The organism is Arcticibacter sp., from assembly GCF_045629565.1.
Classification (GTDB): Bacteria; Bacteroidota; Bacteroidia; order Sphingobacteriales; family Sphingobacteriaceae; genus Arcticibacter.
In genome coordinates this window covers 1-12,941 of record NZ_JAZQRL010000101.1, presented here as the reverse complement: position 1 = coordinate 12,941, position 12,941 = coordinate 1, and the positions used below count along the sequence as shown (strand labels likewise).

The following is a 12,941-nucleotide window of genomic DNA, read 5'->3' as shown; positions in this document are numbered from 1 at the left end:
TCAAAGTCCGTAAATAAACATAGATGTGAGCAGTCCTAATCCAATTGCAAATGAAATAATGAAACCGTTAGTACCCCTGATGAGTGCATTGTTTAAGTTTCCGTCGATCATATCTGAAAACGAGTTAATAAGCGGAACCCCGGGAATCAGGAAGAGGACAGACGTTGAAAATGCAGGTTCATGAACGTATCCGCTCCCGAAATTAAGCGCTGAAGCAGCAATAAAAGAAGAAGTAAGCGCAGCGCAATAAATGCATATATAAGGGTTGAACTTAAGCCGGTGTGCCTCCTGGCGAACAAACAGGCCTGAGACGGTGGCTATAAACACAATCAGCATATCAAGGGCATCCCCCTCTGCGAGCCTGCAAAATGATGACCCCGCCAGGCCTACAAAGAGCAATATCGCCCATCGTGGGTAGTGGGGTAATGAGGCAATCCTGGCCAGTTGATCGTTGATCTGATGAACGGTAAGACCATCTTCTACTACTTGCCAGCTAAGTCTGCTTATACCCGTCAGCACTTTGAAATTTACACCATGGGGAGATGAGCGCTTAAGATTGTTAAAAAAGTAGTCTTTTTGCGCATCTCTGATCGTAAGCATTATCGTACGATGAGAGATCAGGAGATCGGTACTGTAACCGAACGAATCAGCGACTCTGTTAATCGTTTTACGTGTGCGGTCGGTACTCGCTCCCGCACTTAATAATAGTGCCCCGATGTTCAGTAGTGTAGATCCCAGTTGCTTAATGTCAGTCTGTTCTGTTGGGTGTGCCATGGCTATTGCAGTTGTTGACTGCGATGTAAAATTAGGACTCTTTTTTTTAAGCATACCTGACGCCGGTCATATTTTTATATGAAAAAAATGGGAAGTTTTGCAGGATACAAAATACCGGTTTATGCACAGAGGGAAAATTGAGTTGATGGCGCCTGCAGGGTCATACGAATCTTTAACAGCAGCGATACAGGCAGGGGCAGATTCTGTTTATTTCGGAATTGAACAACTGAATATGCGCGCGCGTTCCAGTAGCAATTTTACACTGGAAGATCTCACAAAAATCGCCGGAATCTGCCAGTCAGCAGCAATAAAATCATACATTACGCTCAATACGATCTTATATGATCACGATATCAATCTGATGAGGAAGATTGTTGATGCGGCTCACATCAGTGGCATAACAGCAGTCATCGCAACAGACCACGCCGTACTTAATTATGCCAGGAAGATTGGTTTTCCGGTACATATCTCCACCCAGGCGAACATCTCCAATATAGACACCGTCGAATTTTACGCAGTCTATGCAGATGTGATGGTGATGGCGCGAGAATTGAGCCTTATGCAAGTGGCGAGTATAACCCGCGACATTGAGCGTCACCAGATCACCGGTCCATCCGGAGAGCTTGTTCGGGTAGAAGTCTTTGCACATGGTGCCTTGTGTATGGCCGTTTCCGGAAAATGCTATTTAAGCCTTCACTCTGACTATGCGTCCGCAAATAGAGGAGCCTGCATTCAGAACTGCCGTAAAAGTTATATCGTCACCGAAAAGGAACATGGGACAGAGTTTGAAGTAGATAATGAATATATTATGTCTGCCAAAGACCTTTGCACCATTGATTTTCTTGACAAAATCATTGATGCAGGTATATCCGTTCTGAAGATTGAAGGGCGGGGTAGAAGTGCAGATTATGTTCATACCGTTGTGTCCTGTTACCGTGAGGCAATTGATGCTTACGGCAACGGAAGTTACGGCCCTGCGATGTTCACCGGGTGGAAGTCCCGCTTATCAACTGTATTTAACAGGGGGTTCTGGGATGGTTATTATCTGGGTAGAAAAATAGGTGAGTGGAGTAACGTATATGGTTCCAAAGCTACCCAAAAAAAGATCTATATCGGTCGCGGACTTAAATACTTTGAAAAGTCATCAGTTGCCGAGTTTCAGCTCGATGCCCACTCTTTGACAACAGGATCAAGGATTATGATTACAGGACCGTCCACCGGAGTCGTATGGTCAACAGTGGAGGAGATCAGAGTAGACAATGAGCCTAGAGAATCAGTAAAAAGAGGAGAGATCTTCTCTATTCCATTGGAAAAGAAAGTCAGGCCTTCAGATAAGTTATATAAGCTGGAGGAAGTCTGATGGTACGGATTACGCAGTATCGTACAAAGTGCATTGGCTGCAACGCCTGCGTAGAAGCGGCAGTGTACCGGTGGCGCATTTCGAGAAAGGATGGAAAGGTTACGCTCGTTCAGGGCGTAGAGAAAAAAGGTATCTTCAGTATCCGGGTAATGACCGATGAGTTGGATGATAACTTGAGAGCAGCGGCACATTGCCCTGTAGATTGCATAAAAGTAGAATTGATATAATGGAACAACCATCATCTAAGTCCGAGAGACCAGATCAACTGATCGCCAGCTTTTTCAAAGCTCAAACAGTCTTCACACTGGCTACAAGCTCAGGAGATCAGCCTCACTGCTCCACCTGCTTTTATGCGTATAGCGAAGAACATAACATGTTGGTGTTTAAGTCATCCACGCAGACGGATCATATCCAGCAAGCTCTTTTGAACAATCTCGTAGGAGGTTCGGTGTTACCTGATAAGCTGCAGACAGGCAAGATAAAAGGTATCCAGTTCAAAGGCAAACTGGTTGAACCCGAAAATCAGTGTCTTTCAGACTTAAAGAAGACGTACTACACCAAATATCCGTTCGCTCTTGCCATGAGCGGAGATATATGGACTATCGAACTCAGCTGGATAAAATTCACCGATAACACACTCGGCTTTGGGAAGAAGATAAAGTGGGAACGTACATAACGCAAAAAAGAGCGATCAGTTGATGATCGCTCTTTTGGTATTATAGAGAGGTTGTCTAAACCTCGTCGTATTAGACTAACAATCTTACTGGTTCTTCGATCAGAGCCTTAAGTGTCTGAAGGAATGCAGCGCCTTGTGCACCATCCACCACTCTGTGATCGCAGCTAAGCGTAACCTTCATCACATTACCCGGAACTACCGCACCATTTTTAACCACAGGAACCTGCGCAATACCACCGATAGCGAGGATACATGCATCTGGAGAATTGATGATAGCTGTAAATTCATCTACACCAAACATTCCCAGGTTAGAGATCGTGAAGGTAGATCCTTCCCAATCTGCTGGTTGAAGCTTTTTGTTCTTCGCTTTCTGAGCAAAGTCTTTTACTTCAGCAGAGATATGAGAAAGGGACTTTCCATCCGCAAAGCGAACCACAGGAACCAGCAGACCTTCATCCACTGCAACGGCAACTCCGATATTTACGTGCTCATTATAGCGGATCTTGTCACCTCTCCATGAAGAGTTCAAGTTAGGATGTTGCTTCAACGCAACAGCCACAGCCTTGATCACAATATCATTAAAGGAAATCTTAACCGGGGCAAATTCATTCATCTTCGCACGTGCAGCGATAGCACTATCCATATCTATAGACATGGTCACGTAGAAGTGAGGAGCCGTGAAAAGGCTGTCAGACAATCTCTTGCCGATAGTCTTTCTCATTTGAGTAACCGGCTTCTCGGTATATTTCTCCTCACCTATGAACTGAGGAATTGAAGGAGCAGCAGGTTTAGATTCCTGAGCAGGAGCCTGAGCAGCAGCCGGTGCTTTCGCAGCAGGACTGAAGCTTTCAATGTCTTTCTTTACAATACGACCACCTTCAGCGCTTCCCTTAACCTGAGACAGGTCAATGCCTTTATCTTTGGCGATTTTTTTAGCCAGAGGAGACGCCTTAACTCTCGAGTCAGCATCAGCTGATGAACTAACTGCAGCTTCCTCTTTCTTCGATTCAGCCTTAGGCTCTTCGGCTTTTGCTTCTGAAGCCTTAGGTTTAGAGCCACCCTTTAATAAAGATTGTACATCCGTACCTTCCTTACCCACGATAGCGATCACATCATTTACTTTAGCCGCCTGGCCTTTCTCAACGCCGATGTAAAGCAATGTGCCTTCTGCATATGCAGTAACTTCCATTGTGGCCTTATCGGTTTCAACATCAGCTAGAGTATCATCACTTTTAATTTCGTCGCCAACTTTTTTATGCCATTCGGCGATAACACCTTCGGTCATCGTATCGCTCAGCAAAGGCATGCGAATTACTGTCGCACCCACAGACTCAGGGTCTACGCCCTCATCTGAAGAAGCTGTTTCGGGCTCAGAATCGTCACTTTCAGGTTTATCACCTGCATCGGCAGTTGAATCAGCTTTTGTAGTATCTCCATTTGAGCTTCCTTCCAACGCAGATTTGTAATCTTCGCCTTCTGCACCCAATACTGCAATTACAGAATCAACAGGTACCGTTGAACCTTCTTCAGCTCCGATATATAAAAGAGTACCTTCCTGATAGGATTCAAAATCCATTGTTGCTTTGTCGGTTTCAACCTCAGCAATCAGGTCACCTGTGCTCACTTTGTCACCAACTTTTTTATGCCATTTAGCGATAACACCTTCAGTCATGGTGTCGCTCATTTTAGGCATTTTAACTACTTCAGCCATGTTTTCGTACGGTTTGTTTGTCTGACAATTAACTAGTTTCTGATAAAAGGATAATCTTCCTGAACATATACATCAGTATAAGTCTCAGAAGGATCAGGCCAAGGAGACTCTTCAGCGAACTTCACCGATTCCTCAACAATAGCTTTTATTTTTTTATCGATTTCTTCAAACCAGGCATCATCAGCATATTCGTTTTCAACAATAGCTAATTTAACAACGCCGATAGGATCCTTAGCTTTGTAGTTTTCAAGCTCCTCTTTAGTCCTGTATTTTGCAGGGTCAGACATAGAGTGACCTTTATAACGGTAAGTACGGGCTTCGAGGAAAGTAGGGCCTTCACCTGCACGGGCGCGCTGAACAGCCTCGTCCATGGCATTGTGCATCGCTACCGGATCCATTCCATCTACAGGGGCACAAGGCATATCAAAACCAAGTCCTATCTTGTAGATATCTTCCATATTTGTCGTACGCGCAACTGAAGTTCCCATCGCATAGCCATTGTTCTCACAAACAAAGATTACGGGTAGCTTCCAGATCATCGCCATATTGAAGGTTTCGTTCAATGCACCCTGCCTTACAGCTCCATCTCCCATATAACAAACACAAACACTATCAGTGCCATTGTATTGCTCAGCAAAAGCAATTCCTGCACCTAAAGGTATCTGGCCACCGACAATTCCGTGTCCGCCGAAAAATTTATGTTCCTTGCTGAAAATATGCATAGATCCACCTTTTCCTTTAGAGCTTCCGGTAGCCTTTCCATACATTTCGGCCATTACAGCGTTTGGAGAAACCCCTTTAGCAATTGCGTGTGCGTGATCCCTGTATGCAGTGATCAATGAATCTTCGGGTTTTAACACAGACATGGTACCTGCTACAACAGCTTCCTGTCCGATATATAAATGACAAAAACCTCTGATTTTCTGCTGTCCATATAATTGTCCGGTCTTCTCCTCGAATTTGCGCATAAGCAACATCGATTCGTACCAGTGCAGATAGGTGTCTTTAGTAATTTCTACTGAACTCATTGTTATAATGTGTTTTTTGGAACGCAAATCTAATTATAGTTTCCCAAAAAAAGAAGATGCATCGCCGATTTACGTGTTTGCGCTAAATATCGTTTAATAAAGTTTATGTTCTGTTATTGTTTTGAAATTAATACATTTTGTTCTGCCAGATTAATCGGTGGCAGGTTCGTACCGCGTACTGCTTTTTAGCACAATCCGGATGGTGGTGCCATGTCCAGGTTCCGAATCTTTCACAAAAATCAATCCCTTATGGTAGTTTTCAATTATCCGTTTGGTCAACGACAGCCCCAGTCCCCAGCCTCTCCTTCTGGTCGTATAGCCCGGTTGGAAAATCGTTTCGAATTTCAGCCTCGGGATGCCTTTTCCGGTATCGGTCACATCGATGAACACCTGCTCTTTAACCAGGTTTTCGATCACTTTCACCTCTATAGAACCTTCGCCCTCAATAGCATTTACTGCGTTCTTCAGGAGATTCTCAATTACCCATTCAAAGAGAGGAATATTCATTAGTGCTTCTACTTCATGGTCGCCGGTAACGCTCAACCTAATTTTGTCGCTCGTGCGTACCTGGAAATAATCAACATACTCCTTAATTGCCGCAAAAACCGGATGGCTGTGTAAATTAGGTGTAGAGCCAATCTTTGAAAAACGATCGGCAACCATTTCCAGGCGATGAACATCATTTTCCATTTCGAGTATAAGCGGATCCTCTTCTGCATCAAACTTTGATTTGAGCAGCTCAATCCAGGCCATGAGGGAAGATATAGGTGTACCTAACTGGTGCGCCGTTTCCTTGGCCATACCTACCCATACCAGGTTTTGCTCCGATCGCCTGGAAGAGCTGAAAACAGTATAGGCAACCATTAGAAACAGGCCAATAACCATCAGTTGAATATAAGGGAAAACCTTCAGCTGGGTCAATAACTGGGAGTCTTTATAGTACACAAACCACTTTTCGCCATCCTCTTTTATGATAACAATGGGAATATGCTGCCGTTTCATTTCCGCTAACTGCGCTTTGAAATACCCCGGATCATGGATCTTTCTGGTAAATATAGCCGACTCTCTTCCGTTTTCCTCCACCTGGAAATTCGTCTTCGTGCTATCAAGACTTCTCCAGTAAATAATGCTGTCCCGTTCGTCGGTAACGATAGTCGGCATAGACAAGCTGTCGCGAATAGAAAAGATGACGGTAAGATACTCGTCGTTGATGTCCTCAATTTCGATGATTTTCTTAAAACTCATCGCCCATACCTCCGCACGCGTACGTTCCGAAACGGCGATGTTCTTCACCAGGTAATTGGTATACCAAAGCGAGGCCGACGCGATAACAAGCGCGAAAGCCAGCAGCAGGAATTTCCAGCGTCGTTTCTGTTCGTACGGATTCATCAGGGGCTATTTTACAGTAAGACCCATGTTATAAAACATGAAAGCCCATTTGTCAGCTTGTTCAGCAATTACCTGAGCTGTGGACTTTCCGGCGCCGTGACCAGCTTTTGTTTCGATTCTAATCAATACCGGATTGGTCCCAGTATGATACTCCTGAAGCCGTGCGGCGAACTTGAATGAATGCGCCGGTACAACCCGGTCATCATGATCAGCAGTTGTAACGAGTGTCGCCGGATAAGCTACACCTGTTTTCAGCGCATGATAAGGAGAATAGTTCAGCAGATATTCAAACATCTCTTTAGAATCCTCCGCAGTTCCGTAATCGTATCCCCAGCCAGCACCTGCCGTAAACTTGTTGTAACGCAGCATGTCGAGAACTCCCACTGCAGGGAACGCCACCTTGAATAAATCAGGGCGTTGGGTCATCGCCGCACCCACAAGAAGTCCGCCGTTGGAGCCACCCGCAATAGCAAGGCGGGCACTTGATGTGTACTTATTGTCAATCAAATATTGAGCAGCTGCCAGGAAATCGTCAAATACATTCTGCTTTTGCAGTTTGGTTCCGGCAATGTGCCACTTCTCACCGTACTCCCCGCCGCCGCGTAAATTCGCCACAGCATAAATTCCCCCCTGTTCCAGCAAAATAATGTTAGAGGTGCTGAAGGCAGGAGTCAGGCTAATGTTAAAACCGCCATAACCATATAGCATAGTCGGGTTGGTACCATCCAGTTTAATCCCCTTTTTGTAAGTGATAATCATCGGTACTCTGGTGCCATCCTTTGAGTTGTAGAAAACCTGCTTTGATTCATAAAGCGAGGGGTCGAACTTAACGCCCGACTTTTTATAAAGCTCAGACTTGCCATCAGCGATAGTATACTTGAATATAGTCGCAGGATATACATACGAGGTAAATGTAAAGTATAACTCGGTTTCTGTCTTTTTACTACCAAATCCCGAAGCGGTACCCACACCAGGCAGGTTAATAGTACGTTCTAGGTTTCCTTCCATGTCATACTGCATGACCATAGACGTGGCATCCTTCAGGTAGTTTGCGAACAGCTTGCCGCCGCCGGTGCGTACACTAAGCACATTTTCCGTTTCAGGAATTACGTCGATCCAGTTTTTAGGAGACGGCTCAGCGAAGTCGAACTTAACAACTTTGTTATTTGGTGCATTGAGGTTCGTTTCCAGATAAATCGTGTTGCCGATGGCGTCCAGAACCTGATGTTCATTGGTCATATCCGAGACCACATTAACGATCTTTCCCGAAGGGTTTTTCAGATCCTGAATGTATAATTCGTTACCCGATGTTGAGTTCGCCGCCGAAATTACCAAAAACCGCTCGTCTTCTGTTATAGATGCACCGATATATCTCCTCGGTGTATTTTCTCCTCCGAAAACCAGCACATCTTCACTTTGCGGCGTACCGAGCTTATGGTAATATAATCGATGATGCTGCGTCATTGCCGAGAGCTCACTTCCCTTGGGTTTTTCGTAGCTGCTGTAATAAAAACCATCATTACCCTTCCATGCAATTCCGCTAAACTTCACGTCAATCAGTGTATCGCCGATGATGCTTTTGTCTGCGGTTTTCAGCACAATCACCTTGCGCCAGTCAGAGCCCCCTTCAGAGACTTGATACGCAGCAAGGCTGCCGTCCTTAGTGAAGTCCAGTCCTGCCAGTGATGTCGTTCCATCTGTCGAAAATTTATTTGGATCCAGAAACACTTCCGGTACTCCGTCTTTTTTCTGGCGGTAAACTACCGACTGGTTCTGAAGTCCGTCGTTTTTTGAAAAATAGATATAGTCACCCTCTTTAGTCGGCGCACTTATCCGTTCATAATTCCAGAGTGTCTCCAGCCTGCTTTTTATCTTGTCTCTAAAGTCAATCTTCGACAAATATCCTTGTGTAACCTTGTTTTGTTCAGTTACCCAGGCTTTCGTATCGTCTGCCCGGTCATTTTCCAGCCAACGGTAAGGATCCTCAACAACAGTATTGAAATACGTGTCTTTTGTATTGTCTTTCTTGGTCTTAGGGTAGTTGAGCATTTTAGGATGAGTATTTTGTGCGAATCCGGAATATGAAATCCCGGAAACAAGGATTAATGTGAAAAGCCTTTTCATCTAGCGTTCTTTGTGTATGGAAATTACTATAACGTCAAATGTATGAAATAGTCTTTTCATTGAAACTATTGATCTTATTTGGCATAATACTACCTTTATCCCATGTCTTTACGCAGTAAAATCTATTTCGCCTCTGATTTTCATCTTGGAACCGCCAATTACGCACAAAGCAGGGATAGAGAGGATAGAATAGTTCGCTGGCTTGACTCTATAAAAGGTGACGCTGCTGAGCTCTACCTCGTAGGAGACATTTTCGACTTCTGGTTCGAATACAAACATGCAGTTCCGAGAGGCTACATTCGGTTTCTCGGCAAGCTGGCGGAGCTTTCAGACAATGGAGTTAAAATAACCATGTTCAAAGGCAACCACGACATGTGGATGTTTGGCTATCTCCAGGAAGAGATCGGAGTTACAATCATATCCGACGAACTGGTGATCAACAGAAGCGGGAAACGTTTCTATATTCATCATGGAGATGGTCTCGGTCCCGGCGATGCCAAGTACAAGATGCTTAAGAAAATATTCAGGAGCGGTCTCTGTCAATGGTTATTCGCCAGGATTCATCCCAATCTGGGTATCGGCATAGCAAGAGCCTGGTCGGGGCACAGTCGGATTGCCGGCTCTAAAAAGGAGACTTTCCTTCATGAACAGCATGAGTGGCTGGTGCAGTATAGCAAGGAAATGCTTCAAAAAGGGCACTTCGATTATTTTGTGTTCGGCCACCGTCATCTTCCTCTGGATATAACATTGAGCCCTTCAAGTCGTTACGTCAATCTCGGAGAATGGATCAACTATAATACCTATGCAGTGTTCGATGGTAACGATCTTTCCCTCTGTTACTTTGAAAAAAATGCATAATCCGCGGCGGTTTTACTTTTTTATTTAAAAAGGCTTATTTTTGAAAATTAAACACAGGCACATCGTTCTGTTGTTTACCAAATACGATATACAGCACCTATTCATTCATAATTGACGCTGTTTTTAAATTAGATCATGCTAGATAAATTAGAAGCTATCAAACTTCGCTGGGAAGAAGTAGAACGGGAATTGAGTGACCCGGCAACCATGAGCGACATGAAACGTTATGCTCAGCTAAACAAGGATTACAAAGATCTCGGAAAGATCGTTGACGAATATAAAATATACAAGAACGTTGTATCGAACATCGACGCAAACCGCGAAATGTTAGCAATCGAAAAGGATGAAGAGCTACGTGAGATGGCTAAGATGGAGCTTGATGAACTTCTTGTTAAGAAAGATGAGATGGAGAGCCAGATTCGTCTCATGCTCATTCCTAAAGATCCGGAAGATGCTAAGAACGCAGTAATTGAAATCAGAGGTGGTACGGGAGGTGATGAGGCGGCTCTGTTTGCCGGTGATCTCTATAGAATGTATACACGCTTCTTCGAGAAGAAAGGTTGGCGCGTAGAGACGATGGACGTTACCGAAGGAACAGCCGGAGGCTATAAGGAGGTTATTCTGAAAGTTACAGGCGAAGATGTATACGGGCAGCTGAAATACGAGTCGGGTGTTCACCGGGTGCAGCGTGTGCCTGATACTGAAACTCAGGGAAGGGTACATACTTCTGCTGCGTCAGTAGCTGTTTTGCCTGAAGTGGAGGAGGTCGATTTCTATCTGAACCCGGCCGATGTGGAAATGCAAACCTCCCGTTCGGGTGGTGCTGGTGGTCAGAACGTAAATAAGGTGGAAACAAAGGTGCAGTTAACCCATAAGCCTTCAGGTATGGTAGTTGTCTGCCAGATCGAGCGTTCTCAGCTAGGTAACCGCGAACGCGCGATGGAAATGCTCCGTAGCAGGTTATACGATCTTGAAGTACAGAAGCAGACCGGAGATATCGCGGCTAAAAGAAAGACTATGGTATCTACAGGCGACCGATCTGCAAAGATCAGGACCTATAACTATCCTCAGGGGCGCGTTACGGAGCATAGGATAGGTTTGACGATGTATAATCTTCCGGCAATTATGGATGGCGACATTCAGGAAATCATCGATGCGCTACAATTTGCAGAGAACGCCGAGAAGATGAAAGAGGGAGCAACAACCTAAAGAAAAATTAAATTGAAAATTATTTCCCTGATTATCAGTGTTCTTTTAAATAATTGTAAATTTATGTTGTAAAGTTAGAGATTCGAGCTATATTTGCACACCCAAACGGGAAAGATGGTCCGGTAGTTCAGCTGGTTAGAATACATGCCTGTCACGCATGGGGTCGCGGGTTCGAGTCCCGTCCGGACCGCTGAAAAGCAAGTCAAATAAAAAAGGAGGTTTAAAGCCTCCTTTTTTTATGCCCAAAATTTCCAGCTCTGCTTCTGCTTATCAGGTTATCGTCACTTATATTTATAGTGTTAATCTTGCTCTAATTTAATCTATTCGGGTAATAAGTTTGTTGCTTTTACCTGATTATAAGCGTATTTTAGTTTTGGCTCTGATTAGATTTCCCTGTTTGATGACTATAGATTTATCACATGGCAAACACCACTTCTCAGCATATTCTAAATACCGCCGCCAATCTTTTGGGCTTTTGTCTTTTTGTTATGACCTCCCTGCATATAACCAATCTGACAGAGACGCACATGATCGATGAATTCACCTCTCTGATTGCCATATTGCTGACTTGCTCTTGTCTGTTTTCTTTTGCGTCTATACGAACTACCCGATCCGGAAGGGAGCGAACACTGGAGACCATAGCCGATTATCTTTTTGTGCTTTCCCTTCTGGGGATTCTGGTTGTTATCCTGCTGATTTCGCTCAACTTCATCGCATAAGCTTGGAACCGATTCGCTTGTGTCGGAGCAGATGGTCGTTTTGCTATCGATGGACCAAGCGCTCCAGATTCGATTTCCAACGATTCTGAATTTTCGATCTGAGACAGAATATTCGTATTTTAATCCCTGATTAAACCAAATCCAATATGATCAGAAATCACGAAATAGACTACCATATTTATGGAGAAGAAATGCAATATGTCGAAGTAGAACTCGACCCGAATGAAACCGCCGTCGCAGAACCGGGAGCTTTTATGATGATGGACGATGGTATTCAGATGCAGACCATCTTCGGCGACGGAAGTCAGCAGTCGGGCGGCCTCATGGGGAAGCTCTTCAGCGCCGGAAAGCGTCTCCTTACCGGAGAGAGTCTCTTTATGACAGCATTCACCAATACCGCCTACGGAAAGAAAAGGGTAAGTTTCGCATCTCCCTATCCGGGCAAGATTATTCCTCTCGATCTTTATCAGCTTGGTGGCCGTATCATCTGTCAGAAGGATGCCTTCCTGTGTGCCGCTAAAGGCGTCAGCGTGGGCATTGAATTCCAGAGGAAATTAGGCACAGGTCTTTTTGGAGGCGAGGGCTTTATCATGCAAAAGATCGAAGGTGATGGAATGGCTTTCATGCATGCCGGCGGACATGTTCTGGAGCGGAACCTTCAGCCCGGAGAGCTTTTAAAGGTGGATACCGGTTGCCTTGTCGGCTTTACGTCTGGCGTAAACTATGATATTCAGTTCGTCGGCGGGATCAAAAACACCATCTTCGGTGGTGAAGGAGTGTTCTTTGCTACCCTGAGAGGCCCCGGAAAGGTATGGATCCAGACCATTCCGATCAGCAGATTGGCAGGCCGCATCATGCAGTTCGCCAATTCTGGTCGTAAGGAGGAGGGAAGTATTCTCGGTGGGCTGGGCAACTTGCTTGACGGCGACGGCCGCTAAAGCAACGTTTCCTCCGGCTATCCTCTTATTTTCCTGTTGCCCCTAGGTCATTCCGCTTCGAGCGTCAGATTGATATGGGGTGCATCAGCTTCGCTATAAGCCCCCATTGTAACCGACAAAAGGAAAGGCTCAGGACCCGATTTTTACGGAAAAAG

Annotated in this window: 12 protein-coding genes and 1 tRNA gene; 8 read left to right on the top strand and 5 right to left on the bottom strand. The window is 44.9% G+C overall.

What is annotated here, in order from left to right; translation table 11 throughout:
* Positions 1-774: a threonine/serine exporter ThrE family protein gene (locus ACKI5J_RS13055; RefSeq protein ID WP_407429922.1), complete on the bottom strand. Its 774-nt coding sequence runs from the start codon at positions 772-774 to the stop codon at positions 1-3.
* A 121-nt stretch (positions 775-895) separates the two neighbouring features.
* Between ACKI5J_RS13055 and ACKI5J_RS13050 the strand changes: the two genes are divergently transcribed.
* From ACKI5J_RS13050 to ACKI5J_RS13040, 3 genes are read left to right on the top strand one after another with little or no spacing between them, the layout of a single operon-like run.
* Entirely contained in the window at positions 896-2,134 is a 1,239-nt protein-coding gene (locus ACKI5J_RS13050) for a peptidase U32 family protein (protein WP_407429921.1), read from the top strand.
* The gene (locus tag ACKI5J_RS13045; protein ID WP_407429920.1) at positions 2,134-2,361 is read left to right on the top strand and encodes a ferredoxin; all 228 of its coding nucleotides are present in this window, start codon (positions 2,134-2,136) and stop codon (positions 2,359-2,361) included. Before ACKI5J_RS13050 ends, ACKI5J_RS13045 begins: the two co-directional genes overlap by 1 nt.
* Positions 2,361-2,810, top strand: a complete 450-nt coding sequence (locus ACKI5J_RS13040; RefSeq protein WP_407429919.1) for a pyridoxamine 5'-phosphate oxidase family protein — start codon at positions 2,361-2,363, stop codon at positions 2,808-2,810. The genes ACKI5J_RS13045 and ACKI5J_RS13040 overlap by 1 nt, the downstream gene beginning before the upstream one ends.
* Positions 2,811-2,880: 70 nt before the next feature.
* Here the strand turns inward: ACKI5J_RS13040 and ACKI5J_RS13035 are convergent, their stop codons facing one another.
* The 4 genes from ACKI5J_RS13035 to ACKI5J_RS13020 all read right to left on the bottom strand — a co-directional run bounded on the left by ACKI5J_RS13035 (position 2,881) and on the right by ACKI5J_RS13020 (position 9,062).
* The gene (locus ACKI5J_RS13035; protein ID WP_407429918.1) at positions 2,881-4,521 is read right to left on the bottom strand and encodes a pyruvate dehydrogenase complex dihydrolipoamide acetyltransferase; all 1,641 of its coding nucleotides are present in this window, start codon (positions 4,519-4,521) and stop codon (positions 2,881-2,883) included.
* Positions 4,522-4,553: 32 nt separating this feature from the next.
* Complete coding sequence (gene pdhA, locus ACKI5J_RS13030) at positions 4,554-5,549, bottom strand: pyruvate dehydrogenase (acetyl-transferring) E1 component subunit alpha (protein WP_106292554.1); 996 nt, start codon at positions 5,547-5,549, stop codon at positions 4,554-4,556.
* 150 nt (positions 5,550-5,699) lie between these two features.
* Positions 5,700-6,938: a sensor histidine kinase gene (locus tag ACKI5J_RS13025; protein ID WP_407429917.1), complete on the bottom strand. Its 1,239-nt coding sequence runs from the start codon at positions 6,936-6,938 to the stop codon at positions 5,700-5,702.
* A gap of 6 nt (positions 6,939-6,944) precedes the next feature.
* Positions 6,945-9,062: a prolyl oligopeptidase family serine peptidase gene (locus ACKI5J_RS13020; RefSeq protein WP_407429916.1), complete on the bottom strand. Its 2,118-nt coding sequence runs from the start codon at positions 9,060-9,062 to the stop codon at positions 6,945-6,947.
* Positions 9,063-9,164: 102 nt separating this feature from the next.
* On the opposite strand from ACKI5J_RS13020, the gene ACKI5J_RS13015 reads away from it, so the two are divergent.
* The 5 genes from ACKI5J_RS13015 to ACKI5J_RS12995 all read left to right on the top strand — a co-directional run bounded on the left by ACKI5J_RS13015 (position 9,165) and on the right by ACKI5J_RS12995 (position 12,786).
* A complete protein-coding gene (locus ACKI5J_RS13015; RefSeq protein WP_407429915.1) occupies positions 9,165-9,920 on the top strand; it encodes a UDP-2,3-diacylglucosamine diphosphatase in 756 nt (251 codons plus the stop codon).
* Between the two features lie 135 nt (positions 9,921-10,055).
* A complete protein-coding gene (gene prfA / locus ACKI5J_RS13010; RefSeq protein ID WP_407429914.1) occupies positions 10,056-11,129 on the top strand; it encodes a peptide chain release factor 1 in 1,074 nt (357 codons plus the stop codon).
* Between the two features lie 116 nt (positions 11,130-11,245).
* A tRNA-Asp gene (locus ACKI5J_RS13005) sits at positions 11,246-11,319 on the top strand.
* A gap of 229 nt (positions 11,320-11,548) precedes the next feature.
* Complete coding sequence (locus tag ACKI5J_RS13000) at positions 11,549-11,848, top strand: hypothetical protein (RefSeq protein ID WP_407429913.1); 300 nt, start codon at positions 11,549-11,551, stop codon at positions 11,846-11,848.
* A gap of 146 nt (positions 11,849-11,994) precedes the next feature.
* Positions 11,995-12,786, top strand: coding sequence for a TIGR00266 family protein (locus ACKI5J_RS12995; protein ID WP_407429912.1), 792 nt, complete (start codon positions 11,995-11,997; stop codon positions 12,784-12,786).
* Positions 12,787-12,941 lie beyond the last annotated feature (155 nt).

Excerpts from the sequence above, each read along its gene's own strand:
- ACKI5J_RS13055 (WP_407429922.1), bottom strand. The coding sequence starts at position 774 with ATGGCACACCCAACAGAACAGACTGACATTAAGCAACTGGGATCTACA.
- ACKI5J_RS13050 (WP_407429921.1), top strand. The coding sequence starts at position 896 with ATGCACAGAGGGAAAATTGAGTTGATGGCGCCTGCAGGGTCATACGAA.
- ACKI5J_RS13045 (WP_407429920.1), top strand. The coding sequence starts at position 2,134 with ATGGTACGGATTACGCAGTATCGTACAAAGTGCATTGGCTGCAACGCC.
- ACKI5J_RS13040 (WP_407429919.1), top strand. The coding sequence starts at position 2,361 with ATGGAACAACCATCATCTAAGTCCGAGAGACCAGATCAACTGATCGCC.
- ACKI5J_RS13035 (WP_407429918.1), bottom strand. The coding sequence starts at position 4,521 with ATGGCTGAAGTAGTTAAAATGCCTAAAATGAGCGACACCATGACTGAA.
- pdhA (WP_106292554.1), bottom strand. The coding sequence starts at position 5,549 with ATGAGTTCAGTAGAAATTACTAAAGACACCTATCTGCACTGGTACGAA.
- ACKI5J_RS13025 (WP_407429917.1), bottom strand. The coding sequence starts at position 6,938 with ATGAATCCGTACGAACAGAAACGACGCTGGAAATTCCTGCTGCTGGCT.
- ACKI5J_RS13020 (WP_407429916.1), bottom strand. The coding sequence starts at position 9,062 with ATGAAAAGGCTTTTCACATTAATCCTTGTTTCCGGGATTTCATATTCC.
- ACKI5J_RS13015 (WP_407429915.1), top strand. The coding sequence starts at position 9,165 with ATGTCTTTACGCAGTAAAATCTATTTCGCCTCTGATTTTCATCTTGGA.
- prfA (WP_407429914.1), top strand. The coding sequence starts at position 10,056 with ATGCTAGATAAATTAGAAGCTATCAAACTTCGCTGGGAAGAAGTAGAA.
- ACKI5J_RS13000 (WP_407429913.1), top strand. The coding sequence starts at position 11,549 with ATGGCAAACACCACTTCTCAGCATATTCTAAATACCGCCGCCAATCTT.
- ACKI5J_RS12995 (WP_407429912.1), top strand. The coding sequence starts at position 11,995 with ATGATCAGAAATCACGAAATAGACTACCATATTTATGGAGAAGAAATG.